Origin of the sequence: Bacillus paralicheniformis, assembly GCF_002993925.1 — a bacterium.
Taxonomy (GTDB): domain Bacteria; phylum Bacillota; class Bacilli; order Bacillales; family Bacillaceae; genus Bacillus; species Bacillus paralicheniformis.
This window is the reverse complement of sequence record NZ_CP023665.1, coordinates 1,758,186-1,781,527: the sequence shown is the minus strand read 5'-3', so window position 1 is coordinate 1,781,527 and position 23,342 is coordinate 1,758,186. Positions and strand designations below refer to the sequence as shown.

22 protein-coding genes and 1 riboswitch are annotated in these 23,342 nt (G+C 49.4%); of the genes, 1 reads left to right on the top strand and 21 read right to left on the bottom strand.

Annotation, left to right across the window (positions count from 1 at the left end):
* Positions 1-6: 6 nt before the first annotated feature.
* From pknB to CP943_RS09045, 13 genes are all read right to left on the bottom strand, one after another.
* Positions 7-1,980 (bottom strand): Stk1 family PASTA domain-containing Ser/Thr kinase, encoded by a 1,974-nt coding sequence (pknB, locus tag CP943_RS09105; protein WP_096748088.1) that lies wholly within the window; start codon positions 1,978-1,980, stop codon positions 7-9.
* On the bottom strand, positions 1,974-2,738 hold the full coding sequence (locus CP943_RS09100) for a Stp1/IreP family PP2C-type Ser/Thr phosphatase (protein ID WP_096748456.1): 765 nt from the start codon (positions 2,736-2,738) through the stop codon (positions 1,974-1,976). Before CP943_RS09100 ends, pknB begins: the two co-directional genes overlap by 7 nt.
* 7 nt (positions 2,739-2,745) lie before the next feature.
* Positions 2,746-3,831, bottom strand: a complete 1,086-nt coding sequence (rlmN, locus tag CP943_RS09095; RefSeq protein ID WP_023857226.1) for a dual-specificity RNA methyltransferase RlmN — start codon at positions 3,829-3,831, stop codon at positions 2,746-2,748.
* Complete coding sequence (rsmB, locus tag CP943_RS09090; protein ID WP_020451349.1) at positions 3,831-5,177, bottom strand: 16S rRNA (cytosine(967)-C(5))-methyltransferase RsmB; 1,347 nt, start codon at positions 5,175-5,177, stop codon at positions 3,831-3,833. The genes rlmN and rsmB overlap by 1 nt, the downstream gene beginning before the upstream one ends.
* Positions 5,167-6,117, bottom strand: a complete 951-nt coding sequence (fmt, locus tag CP943_RS09085; RefSeq protein WP_020451348.1) for a methionyl-tRNA formyltransferase — start codon at positions 6,115-6,117, stop codon at positions 5,167-5,169. Before fmt ends, rsmB begins: the two co-directional genes overlap by 11 nt.
* A gap of 4 nt (positions 6,118-6,121) precedes the next feature.
* Complete coding sequence (def, locus tag CP943_RS09080; protein ID WP_020451347.1) at positions 6,122-6,604, bottom strand: peptide deformylase; 483 nt, start codon at positions 6,602-6,604, stop codon at positions 6,122-6,124.
* Between the two features lie 29 nt (positions 6,605-6,633).
* Positions 6,634-9,051 carry a primosomal protein N' gene (gene priA, locus CP943_RS09075; protein ID WP_020451346.1) on the bottom strand — a complete coding sequence of 806 codons (2,418 nt, stop codon included), beginning with the start codon at positions 9,049-9,051 and terminating at the stop codon, positions 6,634-6,636.
* Positions 9,048-10,265, bottom strand: coding sequence for a bifunctional phosphopantothenoylcysteine decarboxylase/phosphopantothenate--cysteine ligase CoaBC (gene coaBC / locus CP943_RS09070; RefSeq protein WP_023857227.1), 1,218 nt, complete (start codon positions 10,263-10,265; stop codon positions 9,048-9,050). The genes priA and coaBC overlap by 4 nt, the downstream gene beginning before the upstream one ends.
* 82 nt (positions 10,266-10,347) lie before the next feature.
* On the bottom strand, positions 10,348-10,548 hold the full coding sequence (gene rpoZ / locus CP943_RS09065; protein WP_020451344.1) for a DNA-directed RNA polymerase subunit omega: 201 nt from the start codon (positions 10,546-10,548) through the stop codon (positions 10,348-10,350).
* A gap of 2 nt (positions 10,549-10,550) precedes the next feature.
* Positions 10,551-11,165 (bottom strand): guanylate kinase, encoded by a 615-nt coding sequence (gene gmk, locus CP943_RS09060; RefSeq protein WP_023857228.1) that lies wholly within the window; start codon positions 11,163-11,165, stop codon positions 10,551-10,553.
* A gap of 7 nt (positions 11,166-11,172) precedes the next feature.
* Complete coding sequence (gene remA / locus CP943_RS09055; protein WP_003181657.1) at positions 11,173-11,442, bottom strand: extracellular matrix/biofilm regulator RemA; 270 nt, start codon at positions 11,440-11,442, stop codon at positions 11,173-11,175.
* Positions 11,443-11,517: 75 nt separating this feature from the next.
* Positions 11,518-12,393, bottom strand: coding sequence for a YicC/YloC family endoribonuclease (locus CP943_RS09050; RefSeq protein ID WP_023857229.1), 876 nt, complete (start codon positions 12,391-12,393; stop codon positions 11,518-11,520).
* A 109-nt stretch (positions 12,394-12,502) separates the two neighbouring features.
* On the bottom strand, positions 12,503-15,175 hold the full coding sequence (locus tag CP943_RS09045) for a calcium-translocating P-type ATPase, SERCA-type (RefSeq protein WP_105980930.1): 2,673 nt from the start codon (positions 15,173-15,175) through the stop codon (positions 12,503-12,505).
* 146 nt (positions 15,176-15,321) lie between these two features.
* Here CP943_RS09045 and CP943_RS09040 point away from each other — a divergent pair, with 146 nt between their 5' ends.
* The gene (locus CP943_RS09040; RefSeq protein ID WP_105980929.1) at positions 15,322-17,034 is read left to right on the top strand and encodes an Rqc2 family fibronectin-binding protein; all 1,713 of its coding nucleotides are present in this window, start codon (positions 15,322-15,324) and stop codon (positions 17,032-17,034) included.
* An 18-nt stretch (positions 17,035-17,052) separates the two neighbouring features.
* Here CP943_RS09040 and CP943_RS09035 read toward each other — a convergent pair whose 3' ends face one another.
* The 8 genes from CP943_RS09035 to CP943_RS09000 all read right to left on the bottom strand — a co-directional run bounded on the left by CP943_RS09035 (position 17,053) and on the right by CP943_RS09000 (position 22,988).
* Positions 17,053-17,547 carry a precorrin-2 dehydrogenase/sirohydrochlorin ferrochelatase family protein gene (locus CP943_RS09035; RefSeq protein ID WP_025811372.1) on the bottom strand — a complete coding sequence of 165 codons (495 nt, stop codon included), beginning with the start codon at positions 17,545-17,547 and terminating at the stop codon, positions 17,053-17,055.
* Positions 17,528-18,313 carry a sirohydrochlorin chelatase gene (locus tag CP943_RS09030; RefSeq protein ID WP_026579745.1) on the bottom strand — a complete coding sequence of 262 codons (786 nt, stop codon included), beginning with the start codon at positions 18,311-18,313 and terminating at the stop codon, positions 17,528-17,530. The genes CP943_RS09035 and CP943_RS09030 overlap by 20 nt, the downstream gene beginning before the upstream one ends.
* Before the next feature lies 1 nt (position 18,314).
* A complete protein-coding gene (gene cobA / locus CP943_RS09025) occupies positions 18,315-19,088 on the bottom strand; it encodes a uroporphyrinogen-III C-methyltransferase (protein ID WP_020451338.1) in 774 nt (257 codons plus the stop codon).
* A gap of 151 nt (positions 19,089-19,239) precedes the next feature.
* Positions 19,240-19,833, bottom strand: a complete 594-nt coding sequence (gene cysC, locus CP943_RS09020; RefSeq protein WP_020451337.1) for an adenylyl-sulfate kinase — start codon at positions 19,831-19,833, stop codon at positions 19,240-19,242.
* A 13-nt stretch (positions 19,834-19,846) separates the two neighbouring features.
* The gene (gene sat / locus CP943_RS09015) at positions 19,847-20,983 is read right to left on the bottom strand and encodes a sulfate adenylyltransferase (RefSeq protein WP_105980928.1); all 1,137 of its coding nucleotides are present in this window, start codon (positions 20,981-20,983) and stop codon (positions 19,847-19,849) included.
* A gap of 25 nt (positions 20,984-21,008) precedes the next feature.
* Positions 21,009-22,073 carry a sulfate permease gene (locus CP943_RS09010; protein ID WP_020451335.1) on the bottom strand — a complete coding sequence of 355 codons (1,065 nt, stop codon included), beginning with the start codon at positions 22,071-22,073 and terminating at the stop codon, positions 21,009-21,011.
* A gap of 11 nt (positions 22,074-22,084) precedes the next feature.
* A complete protein-coding gene (locus CP943_RS09005) occupies positions 22,085-22,786 on the bottom strand; it encodes a phosphoadenylyl-sulfate reductase (RefSeq protein WP_023857233.1) in 702 nt (233 codons plus the stop codon).
* 85 nt (positions 22,787-22,871) lie between these two features.
* Positions 22,872-22,988, bottom strand: a complete 117-nt coding sequence (locus CP943_RS09000) for a YezD family protein (protein WP_369878884.1) — start codon at positions 22,986-22,988, stop codon at positions 22,872-22,874.
* A gap of 102 nt (positions 22,989-23,090) precedes the next feature.
* A riboswitch (SAM riboswitch) is annotated at positions 23,091-23,197 on the bottom strand.
* Positions 23,198-23,342 lie beyond the last annotated feature (145 nt).

Below are 23,342 nucleotides of genomic sequence, written 5' to 3'. Positions count from 1 at the left end.
CCTCCCTTATTCATCCTCAGGATATTCAATCGTTTTTGACCTGACTACTTTATCGTTGATCGTTACTTGATAATACCCTTTTTGCCCGGGCGCAATCCTGAATTTAATCGTCCGCTCTGCCGGCGCCGTGATTTTAAAATTTTCATAGACGTCGGAAATGCTGTGTTCTTCATCATCGATCGAAATTTGGACGTTTTGTTCTTCGCCCTCCGCTCCCGGTTCATAAGGGATATCAATTTTCTCGGTCACCGTTTTGACGGGTTTTTTCTCAGGTCCGAGCGAAAACGTAACCTCGACTTTGTCTCCCGGCTTGACGGATGCCCCCGCCCCCGGCTTTTGTTTGATGACCTGACCTTCCGGCACATCTTCAGAATGCGCCTCCTTTTCGACAAGGACAAGCTGATGGTCGTCCAAATAGCCCGAAGCCGCCTGTTTGCTGTATGTTTTTAAATCCCTTAAAGTAATGGCTTCCGGACCGAGGCTGACCGTTAATTTGATCTCGTCGTCGGCGGCAACGATTTCGGTGCCGGCTGCAGGGTCCTGTTCGATGATGGTACCCGCTTCTTCTTCATGGTGCACTTCTTCTGTCTTGATGTTTTTAAAGCCCTTTTGCTCGAGAAGCTTTTTGGCGGCATCGACTTTCTGGCCGACCACATCTTCCACTTCTGTTTTCTCTTTCCCTGAGCTTTTATAAAGCTTAACAGTTGAGCCTTCCTTTACGATATCGCCGGCTGCAGGGTCCGTTTTCACGATCAACCCTTCTTCAATTTTATCGTCGGCAATGTCTTCAGCATTCGGATCCACTTCAAACCCTTCGTCTTCAAGCTTGATGACGGCTTCTTCATACTCAAGGCCTGCTACATCGGGAACGGCTACATCTTTTGGAATAAAGAGCGACGGAAACACCGTCAAAGCCAAGACGGCTGACACAACGAGAACGAAAAACACCGTCAGCAATATAAGCGGCCATTTCTTTCTTTTTTTCTTCTTGTTTGCTTTTGACTGCTTCTTCTTTTCTTTCTTTGATAACGGAGCCGCTTCCGCTTCTCCGTCGCCGGACTTGTCGCCGCTCTCGTCTTCCGGCAGGTTTTTGATGATCGGAACAGCTTTCGTCATCTCATCATCAGCTGGAATCGTGAATCGCTTTTCGTTGAGCCTGTCCGGGTCGAAAGCCGTTTTTAAATCGGATTCCATCTCTTCGGCCGCTTCATAGCGGTGGAATGGATCTTTTGCCATCGCTTTCAGGACGATGTTTTCTATGCTTTGCGGCACAGCCGGGTTCCACCTTTTCACCGACGGCGTTTCTGATTGCAGATGCTTCAGCGCGATGCTGACCGCCGATTCTCCTTCAAACGGCATACGCGCCGTCAGCAGCTCGAAAAGCACGATGCCGAGCGAGTAGATATCGGATTTTTTCGTAGACAATCCGCCTCTCGCCTGTTCGGGCGACAAATAATGGACAGAGCCCAAAACCGAGTTGGTGTGCGTGATGGTCGTCGAACTGAGCGCCATGGCGATGCCGAAATCGGTCACTTTAATGTGGCCCATATGGTCGATCAAAATGTTGTGGGGCTTAATATCCCGGTGAACAATCTGGTTATCATGGGCGTGTGCGATGGCGGATACGATCTGCTCCATGATTTGGACCGCTTCTTTTGGATGAAGCGGGCCTGTTCGGTTTATGTATTCTTTCAGGGTCATCCCCTCGACATACTCCATCACGATATAATAGATGTCATCTTCTTCTCCGACATCATAAATGCTGACGATATTCGGGTGGTCGAGGCTTGCAGCGGACTGCGCTTCCCTTCTGAACCGCCTGATAAAATCGGCATCGTGAACGAAGTCAAACCGCAGCACTTTTATCGCGACTTCACGGTCGAGGATGATGTCCAGCGCTAAATAAACGTTCGCCATCCCCCCGCCGCCGATGGCGCGCAGGATTTCGTAACGTCCGCTGATCCGTCTGCCGATTAACACTTGTCTTCACCTTCTTCTATTTGAGAAGGAAGTTCCAATAGCGCGACGGTGATATTGTCCTCGCCGCCGTTGTTATTGGCCAGCTGAACGAGCTGTTCCGCTTTCTCCTCCGCAGAAGAAAGAGCTGTAAGCATATCCTTCAGTGACTCATCGTCTACTTTATTCGTCAGCCCGTCAGAGCATAATAGAACTTGATCGCCCGGTTCGATTTCAAAAGTATGGGCTTCAACCTTCACTTCCGGATCAGTGCCAAGCGCTTTTGTCAGCACGTTCTTCCGCGGATGGTGTTCGGCATCTTCCTTCGAAATCCCCCCTGTCCGCACGAGTTCATTGACAAGCGAGTGATCTTCCGTCAGCTGTATGAAATGGCCGCCTTGCAGGAGATAGCAGCGGCTGTCTCCGATATGGGCGACTGTCAGCGTTTTTCCCGTGTATAAAGCGCAGACGACCGTTGTTCCCATTCCCTGGCACTCTTCATGCGCCCTCGCATGGTCGAAAAGTTTTTGGTTGACGGCTGAAATCTGCTCTTTCAGCCAAGCTTCGCATTCAGCCGGCGAAGCCGGGACTTCTTCGGTTTCCTCCCAGATATCCCGAAGGGCTGAGACGGCCATCCTGCTGGCAACGTCGCCGGCCAGATGACCTCCCATTCCATCGCAGACAACAGCTAAAACCAGTCCGTTTTTTTCTGTGAAAATGCCGGCATCGTCTTCATTGTGCTGGCGTATTTTTCCCCTGTCCGTTTTTAAGGCTGTTTTCAACCTTGATTCACCTCGTCTCTTCCTGGCGCTCCTTTGCACGAAGCTGTCCGCAGGCAGCGTCAATATCATGGCCTTGCTCTCTTCTGATCGTGACATTTACTCCATGAGACTTTAATGTTTTTTCAAAGGCGAAAATCTGTTCTTTCGGTGTTCTGACATAGTCTCGTTCAGGTACATAGTTGACCGGAATCAAGTTGACGTGGCATTTGATTCCTTTTAGCAATTCAGCCAGCTCTTCCGCGTGTTCAACCTGATCGTTAACACCGCCGAAAAGCCCGTATTCAAACGTAACCCTTCTGCCGGTTTTCTTAATGTAGTAATCGACCGCTTTCATCAGCTCCGGCAGCTTGTAGGCTCTGTTGATCGGCATCAGCCGGCTTCTGATCTCAGTGTTCGGGGCGTGCAGAGAAATCGCAAAGTTGATCTGCAGCTTCTCGTCTGCAAACTCATAGATTTTCGGAATGATCCCGCTCGTTGATACGGTGATATGGCGCGCCCCGATATTCAGCCCTTTATCATGGTTGACGATTTTCAGGAATGCAAGCATTTCCTGAAAATTATCGAACGGCTCGCCGATTCCCATAATGACGATGGAACTGACGCGTTCATCTGTTTCATCAAGCGCCTGCTGCACTTTGACAACCTGGGCGACGATCTCTCCGGCTTCCAGGTTCCGCTTTAAGCCGCCGAGGGTCGACGCGCAAAACGTACAGCCGATTCGGCAGCCCACCTGTGTCGTTACACAAACAGAATTGCCATATTCGTGCCGCATTAATACGGTTTCGATCGTGTAGCCGTCATGAAGCTCAAATAAAAACTTCATCGTTCCATCTTGTGAAGTCTGCTTGACGGCCGTTTTCAGCGTCGTTAATACGAAATGCTCGTTCAGCTTTGTCCGCAGCTCTTTTGAAAGGTTTGTCATCTTTTCAAATGACGTGACTCTCTTTTCGTAAAGCCATTCGAATATTTGCGCGGCGCGGAAAGGCTTTTCGCCATTTTCCGAAAGCCAGCTTTTCAGTTCTTCTATTTCAAAAGAATAGATGGACGGTCTTTCTGCCCGCAATTCTTTTCTTACTTTTTGTTTCGATTCCATTATTGTGATCCCTTCTTTCTCATGCTGCAAATAAAGAAGCCGTCCGTTCCGAAGTAGTGGGGAAGGATTTGAATGCTTCCATCCTTGACATACGGCGCCGCTTTTTCGGGCAGCCGCTCGGCGAGGGTGGGGTCTGCTTCAAATTCGTCGTGTTCTTTCAAAAAAGCATGCATGACTTGTTCATTTTCGGTCGGGTCCATTGTGCATGTGCTGTAGACCAATGTCCCGTCTGTTTTCAATAAAGGTGCAATTTCGTTTAAAATCGCCAGCTGAATCCCAGCGAGACGCGCGCTGTCTTCGGGCGTTTTGCTGTATTTGAGATCCGGTTTTCTGCGGATGACACCGAAGCCCGAACACGGAGCGTCGACGAGAATCCGGTCAAACTGCTCCGGTTCGAAGGCTTCGCCGGCTTTTCTGGCATCCAGCGCCCTTGCTTCAATGTTGGAAAGCCCGATCCGGCCTGCCGCTTCTTTGATCAGCTTTACTTTATGCTGATGAAGGTCAAGGGAAATGATCTTTCCCGTATCTTCGAGCAGTTCGCCGATATGAGTGGATTTTCCTCCCGGCGCTGCGCAGGCGTCCAGCACCGTTTCTCCCCGTTCAGGACCGAGGGCTCGCGCTACCAGCATTGAGCTTTCATCTTGTATGGTGACTTCGCCTTCTTTGAAAAAAGGAGTGGACGCAATCGTTCCTTTTTGCAGTTTGACAGCGTCTTCGGACAAGTCGCCTTCTTCCGCCTCAATCCCCGCTTCATTCAGGCGGGAAAGAAGCGTATCCCGGTCGTGTTTCAGCCTGTTGACGCGGATCGTCTGCTTCGGCGGGATCATGTGAATCCGGCAGATTTGTTCTGCCGCTTCGAACCCGTAGGCATCGGTCCATTCCCTGACAAGCCATTCCGGATGGCTTGTCTCAACCGCAAGGCGTTCAACCGGGTCGGCAATATCAGCAAAAGAAGGCACGCCTTCTCTCTGAACAGAGCGCAGAACGCCGTTAACAAATGAAGAAATTCCTTTATGCCCGCGTTTTTTAGCGATTTCAACAGCTTCAAAAAGGGCGGCCCGGTCAGGGATTTTCTCCAGGTATTCCATCTGGTACAGCGACATTCTCAACAGATGGATGACCCAGTCTTTCACTTTTTCCGGCTTTTTAATAAACGGCTTCAGCATATAATCGAGCGCCAGCTTGTTTTGAAGTGTGCCGTAAACGAGTTCTGTCAAAAGGCCTCTGTCTTTGTCGCTTAAATCGTTCGCTTTCATGACAGACTGAAGCAAAAGATTGCTGTATGCCTGATTCTGGTCAAGCTTAATCAGTGCATCAAGCGCGACTTCCCTCACATTATTTTTCATCGCTATGACCCAATTTCATTCCGGCTTGAAGACCCGCTCCCCTGACAAAATCTTCGGCCTTCATTCTTTTTTTGCCCGCAGGCTGCACTTCCGTTAATTTTAACGCGGTGCCATTTCCGGTAGCGACGACAATGCCGTCTTTTTCAACGGAGACGATTTCTCCCGGCTCTGCCTGTTTTAAGGCTTCGCATTTTTTCGCAGCCCATACTTTCAGCGTCTGTCCGCTTAAAACCGTGTATGCGACAGGCCAAGGATTCAAGCCCCTAACTTGGTTGTACAGGACTTCGCCGGGCTTTGACCAGTCGATCAGTTCCTGTTCGCGTTTAATGTTCGGCGCATATGTCGCTTCCCGTTCATCCTGTTTTTCAGGGGTTGCCGAACCGTCAATGACCTTCGGAACCGTTTCGGAAAGAAGCTCAGCCCCGGCCTTGCTCAGCTTGTCGTGGAGCGTGCCGACATTATCGGTTTCTTCGATGTCAACTTCGACTTTGGCAAGCATATCGCCTGCATCCAATTTTTCGACCATGTACATGATCGTCACGCCCGTTTTCTCTTTGCCTTCCAGAATGGCGTAATGGATCGGAGCTCCTCCGCGCAGCTCGGGCAGAAGAGAGGCATGGACATTGATACAGCCGTATTTCGGATAATCGAGGAGCTTTTTCGGCAGGATCTGCCCGAATGCCGCGGTTACAATTAGATCGGGTTCAAGCGCCAAAATCCTGTCCGTCTCCGCATCTTCCCTCACTTTTTCAGGCTGGAGCACGGGAATGCCGCGGCGCAGCGCTTCCTCCTTGACAGGCGGAGGGGTCATCACTTTTTTTCTGCCTTTCGGGCGGTCAGGCTGGGTGACGACACCCACCACCTCATAGCCGTCATCAATCAATGTGCTGAGCACCGGGACGGAAAAATCCGGCGTTCCCATAAAAACGATCCTTGTCATCCAATCATCCTTCCATTTCCTCAAGTTCTTCCGCATCATAATAGCGCGTAACTTTTGATGTGAATAAAATACCGTCCAAATGGTCGATTTCATGCAGCAGCGCCCGCGCCAAAAAGCCTTCAGCTTCAATCGTGAACGGTTTTCCGCGGCGGTCGAACGCCTTGACCTTTACATAATCCGAACGCTTCACTTCACCGTATAGATCGGGAAAGCTCAAACAGCCTTCAGGGCCCGTCTGTTCGCCGCTCTCTTCGATGACCTCCGGGTTGACCAGTTCAATTCTGCCCGTGTCATCGCCGATATCGACGACTGCCGCTCTTTTTAAAACGCCGATTTGCGGGGCGGCAAGCCCGACTCCGTCCAGCTCAAGCATCGTATCATACATATTGTCGAGCAGTTTCTTTAATGATTTATCAAAAGACGCAACGGGTTCGGCAGGGGTTTCAAGAACCTCCGCCGGATACGTTACGATCGGTTTTACTGCCAATCTAGAAGCCCTCCATCACACTGTTATTTTTACATCATCATATATGGATTCATGTCGATCGAAATCATCAATTGCTTTTGTTCAATATCTCGTTTGTAATGATCCATAATGTTTTTAAGCAACGATGTAAGCTGGTTTTCCTGTTTGTATTTTATCACGCATTGATAGCGATATCTATCTTTGATCCTGGCGATCGGCGATGCGACTGGGCCGAGAATCTTCGCCTCGCTTGAAATGTTCTTTTTTAAATAGTTGGCGATTTTTTCAGTCACGAGCGCCGCCTTCGTCACTTCTTCGTGCGATACGCTGACGAGCGCCAAATAATAATAGGGAGGATAGGCCTGTTCCCTTCTGTGCAGCATCTCCTGCCGGAAGAACGTTTCATAATCGTGCGTTTTCGTGAGCTGAATGCTGTAATGGGACGGGGTGTACGTCTGAATGATCACCTTGCCCGGCTTTTCGTGGCGCCCCGCTCTTCCGCTCACCTGTGTCATCAGCTGGAACGTTTTTTCAGCGGCTCTGAAATCGGGGATGTGCAGCATCGTATCCGCGCTCAAAACACCTACGAGCGTGACGTTTTCAAAATCGAGCCCTTTGGCGATCATCTGTGTTCCGAGCAGAATATCGGCTTCACCTTTGCCAAAGGATGTGAGCAGCTTTTCATGCGCTCCTTTTCTCGAGGTTGTATCGACGTCCATGCGGATCACCCTTGCAGCCGGCAGTACCTTCGTCAATTCTTCTTCGACCCGCTGTGTGCCTGTGCCAAAGTAGCGGATATGCTCGCTTCCGCATTCGGGGCAGCTTGACGGCATGCCGGTTTCATAGCCGCAGTAATGGCACTTCAGACGCTGTCCATACCTGTGGTACGTCAACGAGATTTCGCAATGAGGGCACTGGATGACATATCCGCAGTCCCTGCACATGACAAATGAGGAATATCCCCTTTTGTTTAAAAAGAGAACGGCCTGCTCTCCTTTTTCAAGGGTTTCCTCAAGTCCGGCCATTAAGTCTTTGGAAAACATCGAGCGGTTTCCGCTGCGCAGTTCCTCCCTCATATCGACGAGAGACACGTCAGGCATGACTTGGTGATTGACGCGGTGCTTGAGAGAAAGAAGCTTGTACACGCCTTTTTTCGCCCTTGCGAACGATTCGAGCGTCGGCGTCGCACTGCCGAGGACGACAGGACAGCGGTGGTATTCGGCCCTTTGAATCGCCGCTTCTTTCGCATGGTATCTCGGCATCTCTTCCTGCTTGTACGATGTTTCGTGCTCTTCATCGATAATAATCATGCCGAGATTTTCAAACGGCGCGAAAATCGCCGAGCGCGCCCCGACGACAAGCCGGACTTCTTTGCGGTGGATTTTCCGCCATTCATCATATTTTTCTCCTGTTGAAAGCCCGCTGTGCAGGACGGCTACCTGTGAGCCAAAGCGGCCTTTAAAGCGGTTGACCATCTGCGGCGTCAGCGAAATTTCCGGAACGAGAACGATCGCTTCTTTGCCGGCTTCCAGCACCTTTTCGATCGATTGCAGATAGACTTCCGTTTTTCCGCTTCCAGTCACTCCGTGAAGAAGAAACACATCGTGCCGCTTGTCTTCGATCGCCTCTGCTATCGCCTCATAGGCCTGCGCCTGCTCTTCAGTCAGCGGAAGCGGTTCGGTTTTTTTGAACATTCTGTCCTGATAAGGATCCCTGTAAACCTCCTCTTCGCTTTCCTTTAACAGCCCCTTGTCGATCAGCGCTTTTACGGACGCGGAAGAGCCTCCCGTTTTGCCGATCAGCTCTTTTGCCGGAACAGCACCGGATTCTTTGCGGTCGATGAAAAACTGAAGGACCGCTTTTTGTTTGACAGCTTGCGGGGAGAGGCTGTCAAGCGCTTCTTTTAAATGTTCTTTCGCACAAAGGGGAGCGATCATTCTCCGCGTTTTTTTGTTTGTTTTCTGCTTTACTTTATAGGCCACTTCAAGGTTGCCCTCTTGAACCTGGCGCTGAATCAGCTTTAATGTCCCATGGTCATCTATATCGGAATAAGAAAGTGTTTCTTTTTGCAAGAACAGGGTTTTAAGCGGTTCGGGAAGCGGCTTATCACCGATCACCTTGATTTCTTTGCCGTATTTTGCTTTCATAGCCGCGGGGAGCATCGCCTGAAGAGCCGTAATTTTAAAAGAAAGTGTTTTTTCTGTCAGCCAATCTGACAGCTCAAGCAGCTCCTCCGTCAAAACGGGCGTCAGATCAAGGATATCCTCGATATCCTTAACCGAACGGCCGGCGAGCTCAGACGATTCTTTCACGCCGGTGACAAATCCCTGGATTTTGCGGGCGCCGAACGGAACAATCACGCGCATCCCTTTTTTAATCATCCCTTTGAATTTGTCGGGAATGCGGTAGTCAAACGGTCTGTCGATATTTTTGGTTGTAACATCGACGATCACTTCAGCGAAATTCATGAGGACGTTCCGCTCCGGCCGGCAAGCTCAGCGGCTTCCTTCAAGACTTCGGCGGCAACCTCTCGTTTTGACATCAGAGGGTGCGCCGTCTTTTTGCCGTCTCGGTGAAACACCGTCACGATGTTGGTTTCCGTTCCAAAACCGGCCCCTTCGGCCGTGATATTGTTGGCGACAATCAGATCGAGATTTTTTTTCTCCAGCTTTTGTTTGGCATAGTCTTCGACGTGCTGCGTTTCAGCTGCAAAGCCGACCAAGACTTGCTTTGTTTTCCGTTCTCCCAGCGCTTTTAAAATATCCTTCGTCCGCTCAAGCTCAATGACGAGACCGCCGTCCTTTTTCTTCATTTTTTGATCGTAAATATGCTTTGGCCTGTAATCAGCGACAGCTGCCGTTTTGATGACGATGTCGCTCTCATCGAAAACAGATAAAGCCGCTTGATACATATCTTCTGCAGACTGAACATGAATAACGTCAACTCCTGCGGGATCATCAAGCGATGTCGGGCCGGCAATCAGCGTTACGCGCGCTCCCATTTTCGCCGCTTCCTCAGCGAAAGCATAGCCCATTTTCCCTGTCGAACGGTTGGAGAAAAAGCGGACGGGATCGATTTGTTCTCTTGTCGGGCCCGCTGTAATTAAGACACGCTTTCCTTCAAGCAAACCGCTGTTTTCGTTTGAAAAATACGACTCGGCCAACTGGACGATCCGTTCGGGCTCTTCAAGTCTGCCTTTGCCGATATAGCCGCACGCAAGGTAGCCTTCACTCGGCTCGATAAACCGGCAGCCGTCTTTGTAAAGAACGCTAATGTTCCGCTGAACGGCCGGGTGGTCGTACATATGGACGTTCATGGCCGGAGCGATCCAAACCGGCGCAGTCGTCGCTAAAAGCGTCGTCGTCAGCATGTCATCGGCAATGCCTGAAGCGAGTTTTCCGATCACATTGGCCGTTGCCGGAGCAACGATCACAAGATCAGCCCAATCCGCGGCATCGATATGGGCGATGACACGGGGATTCGGTTCTTCAAACGTGTTGGTATATACTTCATTGCGCGAAAGCGCTTGAAAGGTGAGCGGAGACACAAATTCACAGGCGGATTTTGTCATGATGACTTTCACATTGGCTCCTGCCTGTACGAGCTTGCTCGTCAAGGCGGCCGCTTTGTATACTGCGATTCCTCCGCTTACTCCCAGCAGGATGTTGCGATTTTTCAGCATCGTTTTTTCTCCCCCTTATGTTCTGTTCGCCGGCCCTGAAAAAAATAACAACCTAGTGTATAGGTTGCTATTTTTAAGGCTATTAGCGATTTTCCTTTTCGAATGTAAGCAGTCCGGCATCAATTTCTTCCAGCGCTTTGCCTACAAATTTATGCGACTTCGGATTTTCGATCTGCGCGTCTTTGTTGATCTGCATTTCGCGCGCGCGTCGGGCCGATACGGTAACGAGCGTGTATTTTGAATCCAGTTTATTCATTAAAGAGTCAATTGACGGATCTAGCATAATTATTCAACCTCCAGCATTTTCTTATATCTTGGAGCAACGCGGTCGCGCCGTAAATGTTCGGCGAGAACGATTGCTTTGATTCTTTCGCACGCAAGCTCAATGCTGTCATTTTCGACAACATAATCGTAGGCGTCCATCAGTTCGATTTCTTCCTTCGCCGCTTTCATCCGGTTTTCGATCAGGGCTTCTGTTTCTGTCCCTCTTGTGACAATCCGGTTTTTCAATTCGGCGAGACTCGGAGGCGCCAAAAAGATAAACAGGCCTTCAGGAAATGCCTTTCTGACTTGCAGCGCACCTTGGACTTCAATTTCGAGAAAAACGTCCCTGCCGCTTTCAAGGGTCTGTTCGACGTAGTCAACGGGGGTTCCGTAATAGTTGCCGACATATTCGGCCCATTCTAGCAGCTTGTTGTTCTTGATCATCTCTTCGAACTCTTCGCGCGTCTTAAAAAAGTAGTCGACGCCGTCTCTTTCGCCTTGCCGCGGTTTTCTTGTCGTCACCGAAATCGAATATTCAAATTTTGTGTCCTCCTGAGCAAACAGCGCCTGCCTGACTGTTCCTTTTCCGACGCCGGAAGGGCCGGAGAGAACGATTAATAAACCTCTTTCTTTCATAAAGCTCTTATCCCTGCCCTTCATCCATAATTTCTTCTTTAACGGAAAGCCTTTGTGCTACTGTCTCAGGCTGGACGGCAGATAAGATGATATGGTCACTGTCCATAATGACAACCGCACGGGTTCTTCTTCCATATGTAGCATCTATAAGCATGCCGCGGTCTCTGGCATCCTGGATCATCCGCTTAATAGGCGCGGACTCCGGACTCACAATCGAGATCAGCCGATTCGCGGATATGATATTACCAAAGCCGATATTAATCAGTTTAATCGTCATCCTATACGTTCCCCCTGTACTTGGACGTCTCTAGTTTAACCTGCAGAGAACATCCGTAAACAATACGCACAATCGCTATTCTATATTTTGCACTTGTTCTTTTATTTTTTCAATAGAGCTTTTCATTTCGACCACATGTTTTGTGATCTGGTGATCATTCGCTTTTGAACCGATCGTGTTCGCTTCACGGTTCAGCTCCTGGACGAGGAAGTCGAGCTTTCTCCCCGCGGCCCCGCCCGCTTCGCAAATATCGCGGAACTGGCGGAAATGGCTTTTCAGCCTCGTCACTTCTTCCGTGATATCCGATCGGTCTGCAAACAGTGCGACTTCCGTCAGCAGACGGCTTTCATCGAGACCGTCTGTTGACCATTCTTCAAGGCGCGCCTCAAGGCGTTCCCGATAGTGGCCGACGACCTTGGGAGCAAGCTCTGCAATGTCGTCTGTCAGCTTTTCAAGCCTTTCAATATGCTGAAGGCAGTCATCCTTCAGCCTCAGCCCTTCTGCTTCGCGCATGCTGCATAATTCAAGAACGGCAGCCTCGACCGCTTCAAGAAGGACTTCTTCAAGCTTGTCGTTTTGGATCGGCTCTTCTTCAACTTGGATGACATGGTCAAACTGAAAGGCGTCTTGAAGCGTGATCTCTCCTGAAAGCCGGCAGCGCTCTTTCATTTCGCGCGCGGCTTTCTGGTACTCTTCAAGCAGCGGCCAGTCAACCTGGATCTTCCGGGTGACCAGAGCCTCGTCGTCAACGGACACGAACAGCTCCAGCCGCCCCCTTTGTATATGTTTAAAAATCGTTTGCTTTATTTTGTCTTCTAAATAGAGCAAAGGTCTTGGCATGCGTGCGTTTACTTCTTTAAACCGATAGTTGACAGATTTCAGCTCAACAGCTGCTGTCAGCCCATCCTTCGTTTTGCTCGCGCTGCCGAAACCGGTCATACTCCGTATCATAAAACACACCCAATTCCGTATAAGTGAAAAAGACTTCTTTGATTTAAATTTACGCAAGATGAAAAGGCAATAGAAACCTCTATTACCTTTAAGATTATATCATACAAGCCTATTTTTTTCTTGTCAAAAGTGACCCGGCCAATAAAAAAGTTGGAATCGCCGACATTCCGACAATCAGGAGCCAGTCTGCCATTAAAATCGGAACCGTATGGAAAATCGGCTGCAGAGGCGGATAATAAATAACGACAAGCATTAAAAGAATCGAAGACAATACTGCGCCGAGCAAATAAATGTTTTCAAACGGATTGCGGTCAAAGATAGACCGCTCGCTCCGGCAGTCGAACACATGGATCAGCTGTGCAAGGACGAGCGTTGCAAAAGCGACCGTCTGAGCATACTCAAGCGCTTCCGGGTTGCGATTGTAAATGAACATAAACGCCCCGAGTGTGGCAATTCCGATTAAAAAGCCGCGCGATACGACCTTCCAGCCGAGCCCCCTTGCAAACACGCCTTCTTTCGGACTTCGCGGCTTCCTCTGCATCACATCGTCTTCAGGCTGATCCATGCCGAGCGCCATGGCAGGCAGGCCGTCCGTCACAAGGTTGACCCATAGAATCTGTATCGGAACAAGCGGCAGCGGCAGAGCGAGCAGCATCGCAAACAGCATGACCAAAATTTCGCCGACATTGGATGCGAGCAAATATCTGATGAACTTTCTAATATTTTCATAGATATTGCGTCCTTCCTTGATGGCCGATTTAATCGTCGCAAAATTATCATCGACAAGAATAAGCGATGATGCCTCCTTGGCGACATCCGTTCCCGTAATTCCCATCGAAATGCCGATATCCGCCTGTTTAATCGCAGGGGCATCGTTGACTCCGTCTCCAGTCATGGCGACGATGTGGCCGTTTTCCTGGTAGGCGGTCACGATCTTCAGCTTATGTTCAGGCGACACCCTTGCAAACACGTAAACATCGTCAACAATTTCCGCCAATTCTTCCTGCGAGAGCTCGTTCAGCATCTGGCCGTCCATGACCTTTCCGCGCGGCGGCAATAACCCGAGATCTTTTGCGATGGCTGTTGCCGTTATTACATGATCGCCGGTGATCATCACTGTTTTGATCCCCGCTTCCCGGCACTCTTTAATCGCTGTTTTCACTTCGGGCCGCGGCGGATCGATCATCCCTAACAGTCCGATGAAAGTTAAGCCTGACTCCGCTTTTTCGAGCGAGAGATTTTCTGTTTCTTTGATTGGTTTATACGCGACAGCAATCGTCCTCAGCGCTTGGGACGCAAGTGTTTCCAGCGCCGCGCTTGTTTCGGCGAGCCTTGCCTTTGTGAAGATTTCGCGCTTTTCGTCCGTCAGCGTATGCGACGAACGCTTCATCAATACATCAGGCGCGCCCTTTGTGATGACAAAGCGCTTGCCGCTCTTATCTTCCGCAATGACAGACATCATTTTCCGCGTCGAATCAAACGGAAACTCCTCGATGATTTTAAAATGTTCGTCAACATATCTGTCCGTAAAACCCGCTTTTCGTGCTGCCGTCAGCAAAGCGCCTTCGGTGGGATCGCCGTCAAGACGAAACTCCCCGTCTTTTTCGATAATCGAAGATGAATTGCATAATGCGCCGAACAGAAGGACCTGTTGGAGCGGTTTATGATGCCTGGCTTGCACGTCGCGCCCGTTCATGGTGAAGGAGCCTTCGGGTTCGTAGCCGATCCCTGACACGTTCCACGTTTTCCCGCCTGACCAGACATGGGTGACCGTCATTTTGTTCTGCGTCATCGTCCCGGTTTTATCGGAGCAAATTATGGACGCGCAGCCGAGCGTCTCAACCGCGGGGAGCTTTCTGACGATCGACTTTTGTCTGATCATGCGCTGTACGCCGAGAGACAGAGCGACCGTGACAATGGCCGGCAGCCCTTCAGGTATGGCAGCGACGGCAAGGGAAACGCCCGCTAAAAACATGCTGTATAGGTCATGCCCCTGGATGACTCCGACAGCAACGACAAGCAGCGTCAGGAACAAAGCGGCGACAATCAAAATTTTGCCGAGCTCTTCAAGCCTTCTTTGCAGCGGGGTCGCCGTATTCCCGGCAGATTCGAGCATATCGGCGATTTTTCCCATCGCAGAGTTCATTCCCGTGCCGATAACGACGCCGGTGCCGCTCCCCCTTGTGACCAACGTTCCCATGAAAGCCATATTCTTCAGATCGCCCAGCGATACGTCGGACGCCTGAAAAGCTTCTGCCTGTTTAGACACGGGAAGCGATTCACCCGTAAGAGCCGATTCTTCTATTTCAAGGCTCTTTGTCTCGACAAGCCTGAGATCGGCGCCGATTCTGTCTCCGCTTGCAAAACGGACAACATCTCCCGGAACGAGCTCTTTGGAAGGGATCTTTACCCATTCCCCCTCCCGGAGCACAGCCACTTGAGGAGCCGACAGTTCCTTCAAAGCCTCGAGCGATCTTTCCGCCCGTCTCTCCTGAAAGAAGCCGAGAATGCCGTTTACAAAGATGATCGCAATGATCGCGATGGCGTCAATATACTCCCCGAGGAAACCAGAGATCAACGTGGCCGCAAGCAAAACAAGAACCATGAAGTCCTTGAATTGAGAAAAAAACAGTGCGATCGCCGATGTTTTTTCCCCTTCCTGAAGTTCGTTTGTTCCGTGTCTTTCCAGCCGCTTTTCGGCCTCTTTTTCTGTTAAACCTTTGCCGATGGACGTTTTTGTTATGTTTAACAATTCGGTTTGTCCCATCTCGTGCCATTTCATTGAATCGTCCACTCCTCCTGCCCTAAAGGTTGCTCTTGGTATATCCATCTCTATAAGTCAATTTATTCAGACTCGTCCCAAATCATGCTATAATTATTGAATAGACGCTTTACGAAGAGGATTAACGAGAAAAGGGAGTTTTTCATATGTCTTTTGACGGCATTTTTACATACGGAATGATCGAAGAATTAAATGAAACGATTCGAGGCGGACGAATCGCAAAAATCCACCAGCCGTTTAAGCACGAGCTGGTGTTTCATATCAGAGCGAACGGGCAGAACCGCAAATTGCTGCTCTCCGCCCACCCGAGTTATGCGCGGGTTCACCTGACAAACGAAACCTATGACAACCCGAGCACCCCTCCGATGTTCTGCATGCTCCTCCGGAAGCATCTGGAAGGCGGCTTTATCGACCGAGTCGAGCAAGTCGGCATGGACAGAATGATGGTCTTTCATATCAGGAGCCGGAACGAAATCGGCGACACGCTGACAAGAAAGCTGATGGTTGAAATCATGGGAAGGCACAGCAACATCGTGTTAACCGACGGAGAAAAAGATGTCATCATCGACAGTTTGAAGCACCTGTCACCTTCGGTGAACAGCTACCGCACCGTGCTTCCGGGATACGATTACATTCTTCCTCCCGCCCAGAACAAATTGTCACCGCTGGAAGCGGAAACTGAAGATATTCTCCGCCATTTGAATTTCCAGGAAGGCAAACTGGACAGGCAGATCGTCGATACCTTTTCCGGCGTCTCGCCTCTGTTTGCGAAAGAAGCCGTCTTTCGTGCGGGCCTTGCCAACAGGGCGACACTGCCAAACGTCTTGACGAAGATGTTCAGCGAAATCAAAAACCGGCGTTTTCAGCCCCAGCTTATCACGACAGAAGATGGAAAAGAATATTTTTACCTTCTTGAGCTGACCCATATAAAAGGCGATAACAAACCCTTTCATACGCTGAGCGAACTTCTTGACCGCTACTATTTCGGAAAAGCGGAGCGAGACCGCGTCAAACAGCAGGCTCATGATTTAGAGCGTTTCGCGGCAAACGAAAAGAAAAAGAACGAAAACAAAATCAAAAAGCTGAAAAAAACGCTTGAGCAGTCCGAACACGCGAAGGATTTTCAGCTGTACGGAGAGCTGTTGACAGCGAACCTGTACCAGCTGAAAAAAGGAGACAAAGCGGCGAGAGTCATCAACTACTATGATGAAAACGGCGGAGAAATCACGATACCGCTCAATCCGAATAAAACGCCTTCCGAAAACGCGCAAAGCTATTTTACAAAATATCAAAAAGCGAAAAATTCGGTGGAAGTCGTGAAGGAGCAGATCAGATTAGCAGAAGAGGAAATCGCTTATTTCGACCAGCTGATTCAGCAGCTTTCGTCTGCCTCTCCGAAAGATATAACCGAAATCCGCGAAGAGCTCGCCGAAGGAAAGTATTTGCGGGCCAAACAGCAAGGAGGCCAGAAAAAACAGAAGAAACAGGCGCCGACGCTCGAAACATACGAATCCAGCGCAGGAGAAACGATTCTCGTCGGCAAAAACAACAAGCAGAACGAATATTTGACGATGAAACTTGCCGCCCGCGACCACATCTGGCTTCACACGAAAGATATTCCGGGGTCGCACGTCGTCATCCAATCGAGCGATCCGGACGAGCAAACCATCCTTGAAGCAGCGCAGATCGCTGCCTATTACAGCAAAGCGAAAAACTCGGCTTCGGTTCCTGTCGACTATACAAAAATACGCCATGTCAAAAAGCCGAATGGCGCAAAGCCCGGTTTTGTCACCTACGACAGCCAGCAAACCGTTTTTGTAACACCTGACGAAGACTTGATCATCAAGCTGAAAAAATAATGCTAAAAGGCCTGAACCTCACTGGTTCAGGCCTCTTCTTTTACGGAGAAGCTCGTCGATCTCTTGGACAAGCTCATCATCGATCAAATCTTCAATCTGTCCGGCCAGTTTGATCGTGTGACGCGGGCTGGCTCCGTTTGTCGAGACGGATATGGTGATGTTTCCTCTGTTGATTATTTTCGGAACATATACATTTCCAAGCTCCGCTTCACTCGCAACATTAACAAGCTGATCAGGAGCAGCTGATGCGGCGATCCGCTTGTTCACCTCGTGATCATCGGTCGCGAGAATGATCAGAAATGCATCCTTGAAATCGCCGGGTTCCGCTTTTTTCTTCTTCCATTCGATGCCGTGCTCTTTGATCAATCCGAGCATCTCTTCTGATGCTTCGGGGCTGATGACGGTTGCAGACGCACGTTCTGCCAGCACCGTTTTCAGACGCCGCGCCGCGATCTCCCCCCCGCCTGCAATGACTGCGGATTTGCCTTTGATGTTAATGTGAAGCGGCAGCATCTGATGCTCCTGTAAAATCAAAGCGGCCGGCTTTGTTGATAACCGCTTCCTCAACGCGGTGCAAAAAGGCGTTTTTCACATGAGGGTGGAAGCCGAGGTAATCCGTCAGCACGACGTCCGGATTGGTTTCTTTCAGCTTGGCGGTTTCCCTTTCAATCTCGTTCATCAGCATACCGGTAAACAGCAAATACGGTACGATAAATGTCGTTTTTCCGTCCCGTTCTTTAAGCTGTTTAAACACATCCAGATAGTGCGGTTCACAGGCTGTCATAAAGCAGGGAATGACCTCGTCAACGGGCGCGAGGTCTCTCAGCCGCTCGCAAATGTCATTGACATCCCGTTTGACATCCGGATCAGAGCTCCCCCTTCCGATCACCACGACTCTTGCATGTTCATATGGCGTCCCCGTTTCTTCGATCCTTGTAAAAACCGCTTTGACGACTTCCTGATCGACGCCGATCGGCTTTCCGTAAGTGACGCTGACGGAAGGATACTGCGAAGAAGCGCGGGCAAGCTCCTCAGGGATGTCCCTTTTGGCATGCGCGGCTGTCAAGAGGAGAAGCGGCACAGCCGCGATATGCGTCGCGCCCTTTTCCACACACGCTTTAAAACCGGTTTCGATATCCGGTGCCGCCAGTTCCAAAAAAGAAATTTCCTGAATGGGGGCGGACATGGTTTCTTTGCAGCTCTCCAAAAAAGCGGCTGCCTCTGTTTGAGCTCTTTTCAGACGGCTCCCGTGGCCGATATATAAAATCGCTTGTTTCATATTAAAGCGCCTCGCTTAATGCCGGATCTTTCAGCTCGGGTTCAAACCAGCTTAACTGTGAGCTGAATTGAACGACATCCCCGATGACAATCAGGCTCGGGTTTTCAATTTTTTCGCTTTCGACTGTACCTGCAAGCGTTTCAACCGTGCAAAGCACCGTTTTTTGTTTGTCCGTCGTTCCCCAATGAATGAAAGCGGCAGGGGTAGACGGATCTCTGCCGTTTTCGATCAGAAGCCTTTCAATTTGCTTCACGTTTTTAATCCCCATATAAATGACAAGCGTATCGATCCCTGTGGCTAGCGCTTTCCACTTCTCTTCAAAATGTTCATCTTTTTGATAATGTCCTGTCACGAAAGCGACGTTTGAACTCGCTTCCCGGTGTGTCACTGGAATGCCCGCATAAGCAGCGGCGGCAATCCCCGAGGTGATTCCCGGCACGATTTCATAAGCAACTCCGTGTTCAGCGAGGGTTTGCGCTTCCTCGCCGCCTCTGCCGAATACGAAAGGATCGCCGCCTTTCAGCCTGACAACGATTTTCCCTTTTTTCGCATACTTGACGAGAAAATGATTGATCGTTTCCTGCTTCATCATGTGGTAGTCCGGAAGCTTTCCGCAGTAGATGAGATCCGCTCCCTCCTTGGCGTGCTGTAAAATCTGTTTATTCACAAGCCTGTCATACAAAATGACATCGGCTGTCTGGATGGCTTTTAAAGCTTTGATCGTCAGTAAATCGGGGTCTCCAGGACCTGCCCCAACGATATATACTTTCCCCATCTTAGATCTCCCCCCGATCTGATCAACGTCTTCTTCAATCATTATAAATCATAAAGAAAGCGTTTGGTGCCTGAAAATATCACAAAAACCAAACGTTTTCTTTATGAAATAGGAAAGTGCATGTGCAGCACTTTCCTATTTCACCCGCATTTTATTTCGTTTGATCTTTCACGTATTGGACGAGCTGATTTTTGCACTCTTCCCGATTATGTGCGCCTGTATCAAGGACTAGCTCAGGCGTTTCAGGCTCTTCATAAGGCGAATCGATCCCCGTGAAAAATGGAATTTCTCCGTTTCTCGCTTTTTTATACAAGCCTTTCGGGTCGCGCTCCTCGCACGTCGCCAAATCGCATTTCACATAGACTTCATGAAACTCATCTTCCTCGACGAGCTGTCTGACAAGCCCGCGGTCTTCTTTAAAAGGGGAAATGAACGCCGTAATGACGATCGTCCCCTGTTCGACAAAGAGCTTCGCGACCTCGCCGATCCGGCGGATGTTTTCCTTCCGGTCTTCATCGGAAAACCCGAGGTCCTTGTTCAGTCCGTGCCTGACGTTGTCGCCGTCGAGCACCGTGACCTGGTAGCCTTGTTCAAACAACTCACGCGCTGCGGCATTGGCAATTGTTGATTTTCCTGAACCGCTCAAGCCCGTCAGCCAAACGATCGAGCTTTTATGTTTATTTTTCTCATGATATTCCCGTTTTGTAATGGACGCTTCATGCCAGACAATATCTTTATTTACCAAGAGATGCTCCCCCTTAAGAAACCCCGGCCGTTAAGCCTTTGATTAATGTTTGAATGACTTCTGGACGGCTGAATGTGCTCGGCGGGAACTCGCCGTTTCTCAGCATGCCCCTCACCTTTGTGCCGGACAAAATGACATGATGTTCTTTGCTGTGAGGGCACGTTTTCGCCGTAGCCATTGAACCGCAGACATTGCAGTAGAAGCTGTGTTCGAATTTCAGCGGCGTAATGCCGATCTCTTCCGGCGCGAACTGATCGAACAGTTCCTGCGCTTCATATGTGCCGTAGTAATCGCCGACTCCGGCATGGTCTCTTCCGACGATAAAATGCGTACATCCGTAGTTCTTTCTGACAAGCGCATGGAAGATTGCTTCCTTCGGCCCCGCATAGCGCATCGCCGCCGGAAAAACGCCGAGAAAGACGCGGTCTTTTGGATAGTAGCCGTCAAGCAGCACCTGATAGCTTTCCATGCGGACATCAGCCGGAATATCGTCTGATTTTGTTTCCCCGACGAGCGGATTGAGGAAAAGACCGTCTACTGTCTCGAGCGCCGTTTTTTGAATGTATTCGTGCGCTCTGTGAACCGGATTTCTCGTCTGGAATCCGACGATCGTTTTCCAGCCGAGTTCTGCGAATGTTTTTCTTGTTTCCAGAGGTTCGAATGTGTGGGCCGGGAATTGCTTTACACTCCGTTTAATGAGAGTGATCGGCCCGCCCACATAAACGCTGCCGCGGTCAAACAATTTTTTGACGCCCGGATGCTCGAGTTCGTCGGTTTTATAGATATTGACGGCTTCCGTTTTCTTGTCCGGCGTATAGATGTCTTCGATCTCGATGACGCCGTATGTTTCCCCATTATAGGTGAGGCGGACGGTGTCCCCCGCTTTTAAGCTTGAAGCTTTTTGCTCGTCAACAGGCAGAGCGATCGGAAGCGTCCATACTTCGCCGCTTGACAGTCTCATATTTTCGACAACGGACAGATAGTCTTTCTCTGTCATAAAGCCTTGGATCGGGCTGTACGCTCCGATTCCGATCAGCTCCAAATCTGAAAAAGCCATTAAATCCAGTTCAATTTCCTGTGCGATATGTTGAAAATCGTATGCTTCATTGACGCGGTTAACCAATACACCGCCGTGTGGTGCTAAACTCATAAACTTGTTTCCCCCTACTTTGTGTTTAAATTCCTCCGCCTTGTTCATGGACGGAGCTGTGCTCTTTTTTGACTGCTCTCATCAGGCTGATCGTCCCGACAGATGCCAGAAGGACGCTTGTGACGACGATGAGAGCATAATAGTCTCCTTTTAATAAAAGGCTGACCAGCATATAAGACAAGCTTAATGAAAGGAACGGCGAGACGACCCATACTTTCAGCATCGTTTTGACCACTTGTTTATGAAAGACATTGCCGCCGTTTTTTGCCATTCCCATCCCTATAATAGAAGATGATGTGACTTGCGCAAGCGGAACCGGCAAACCGAAAATCGAACTGATGATGACAAGCCCGGCTCCTGTTCCGGAAAGGATGATCCCCTCTCCTTTTGAAAATTTCGTTATTTTTTTGCCGTTTGTTTCAAGAACGCGCCTGCCCAGTAAAAGGGCGCCCAGCGCGACAAACAGTCCGCCGTAGAGCGTTCCTTCCCCGACTGTCAAAACATGCGCCGCCACCAGAGGTCCGACAGCATTTGCGACATTGTTCATGCCTGCTGAGAAGGCTTCAAAAAACCCGGTGATCAACAGAATGACCGCCAAAACCTTTGCTTTCTTTCCCGAGGCTGGACGTTTGATCGTTTTTTTCATGATGTTTGCCATCGCAAATGTAAAGGTAAAAGCGACGATTGGTACAACGACCCAAAATGAGACGATGACAAGCAAAGATTTCACATATAAAACCTGGTAAGCAACACCTACTCCGACAACAGATCCGACCGTCACTTCACTTGTCGAAAGCGGGATGCCGAGTACATTTGCGATAAAGAGCGACAGTGCCGCCGAGCCGATAATAATGCAGACGATTTCAAGCGAAATCACCCGTTCGGGAATGATGCCTGAGCTGATCGTTTTCACGACGTTTCCTCCGCCGATGACGGCGCCCGAGAGAACGCCTGCTGCACAGATTATTAGTGCGTGAAACTTCTTTTTGACGGCTTCAGATCCATAGGCGATTCCCATTGAAGCAGCTGCACCGCTCGCTCCGATATTCATCGCAAAAAACATGCTAAATAAAATGGCGGCAAGTTCCATGACTCATCTCCTTACTCGTGTAATCCGCATTCTGTTTTAGCCGATCCGTTCCAGCGGCCTGATCGAAGATCATCCATTGTAAAGGCCGGAGAGGTGCACGGAGCGCAGCCGATGCTCGGGTAGCCTTGATCATGAAGCGGATTATACGGGAGATCGTGCTTTGTCACATATCTCCAAATATCCTTCCACGTCCAATGAATGAGCGGACAAACTTTGATAGACTTGAATTTTTCATCTTTGTTCAAAAAATTCGTTTTGCTCCGCCCGGGCGATTGCTCGCGGCGCAGGCCCGACAGCCACGCCGGGTAGCCTGAAAGCGTCTCGCGGAGAGGAATGACCTTCCTCATTTCACAGCAGGAATTCGGAGCGGTCTTCCATAGTTCGTCCCCATATTCTTTCGCCTGCTCTTCGACGGTAAGCTCCGGTGTTTTCATGATAATCTGAAGGCCTGGATATCGTTCTTTGACAGCGTCGATCGTTTCATACGTTTCTTTAAAATGAAATCCCGTATCAAGGAAAACGATGACCGCATCTTTTTTCACCTTATAAATCAAATCGATCAGGACGATTCCCTCAATTCCGAAGCTGCACGCATATACAAGCTGATTTCCGTAATGTCCGTACGCCCATTTCAAGACGGACAGCGCTCCTTTATAAGAGTCATCTTCCTGAAAAGAGATATTTGGTTCTTCCCATGTGCTGTAAGTAAAAATTTTCGGTTCCCCCTTTTTTCGCCAACAAAAAAACGGCTTCCAGCAGAAAAAAACTGTGAAAACCGCCTCTAGTTTGTCTAGTCAGCTATTTCAATCTTATTTTTTCATTTTTTTCGATTTGAATGACTTTGCCGTCCTGAACAACGAATGTGATCGATCCGTAATTCATGTCTTTCAGCATGTCTTTCATTTTGATGATCACCTTTTCAAGCTGTTCATCTGTCTTCACTTCTAGCTCCTCCTCTGCCCCTAAAAATTAAAATCTTTCTTCCAAATTTGAAAGAAAGACGAGGAACTCCGCTATTCCTTATCTCTCAAAATGAGGGCATTTTGCTGGAAGTAGCACCTTACGCTTCACACGCAGGTTGCCGGGTTTCATCGGACCAGTCCCTCCACCGCTCTTGATAAGTTTGCTTTTGTTATTTTAAAATTTTAGCACAATTCGAACAAAAGTCAACCCGACTTTTTTTATAGGATTAATAAAAAATAAAAATAATCCGATTTTACTATTTTTAAATCTGCAAAAAGACGCAAAAAAAGCCGTTCTCCCATTAGG

Bases quoted from the DNA above. Each gene is read 5' to 3' on its own strand.
- priA (WP_020451346.1), bottom strand. From the start codon at position 9,051: ATGAATTTCGCTGAAGTGATCGTCGATGTTACAACCAAAAATATCGAC.
- CP943_RS09040 (WP_105980929.1), top strand. From the start codon at position 15,322: ATGTCTTTTGACGGCATTTTTACATACGGAATGATCGAAGAATTAAAT.
- gmk (WP_023857228.1), bottom strand. From the start codon at position 11,165: ATGAAAGAAAGAGGTTTATTAATCGTTCTCTCCGGCCCTTCCGGCGTC.
- CP943_RS09045 (WP_105980930.1), bottom strand. From the start codon at position 15,175: ATGAAATGGCACGAGATGGGACAAACCGAATTGTTAAACATAACAAAA.
- sat (WP_105980928.1), bottom strand. From the start codon at position 20,983: ATGAGTTTAGCACCACACGGCGGTGTATTGGTTAACCGCGTCAATGAA.
- rsmB (WP_020451349.1), bottom strand. From the start codon at position 5,177: ATGAAAAATAATGTGAGGGAAGTCGCGCTTGATGCACTGATTAAGCTT.
- rpoZ (WP_020451344.1), bottom strand. From the start codon at position 10,548: ATGCTAGATCCGTCAATTGACTCTTTAATGAATAAACTGGATTCAAAA.
- CP943_RS09035 (WP_025811372.1), bottom strand. From the start codon at position 17,547: ATGCTGCCGCTTCACATTAACATCAAAGGCAAATCCGCAGTCATTGCA.
- coaBC (WP_023857227.1), bottom strand. From the start codon at position 10,265: ATGCTGAAAAATCGCAACATCCTGCTGGGAGTAAGCGGAGGAATCGCA.
- CP943_RS09010 (WP_020451335.1), bottom strand. From the start codon at position 22,073: ATGGAACTTGCCGCCATTTTATTTAGCATGTTTTTTGCGATGAATATC.
- CP943_RS09050 (WP_023857229.1), bottom strand. From the start codon at position 12,393: ATGATACGGAGTATGACCGGTTTCGGCAGCGCGAGCAAAACGAAGGAT.
- cobA (WP_020451338.1), bottom strand. From the start codon at position 19,088: ATGGGGAAAGTATATATCGTTGGGGCAGGTCCTGGAGACCCCGATTTA.
- CP943_RS09030 (WP_026579745.1), bottom strand. From the start codon at position 18,313: ATGAAACAAGCGATTTTATATATCGGCCACGGGAGCCGTCTGAAAAGA.
- remA (WP_003181657.1), bottom strand. From the start codon at position 11,442: ATGACGATTAAACTGATTAATATCGGCTTTGGTAATATCATATCCGCG.
- fmt (WP_020451348.1), bottom strand. From the start codon at position 6,117: ATGACAAGGATCGTTTTTATGGGAACGCCGGATTTTTCCGTCCCGGTG.
- rlmN (WP_023857226.1), bottom strand. From the start codon at position 3,831: ATGGAATCGAAACAAAAAGTAAGAAAAGAATTGCGGGCAGAAAGACCG.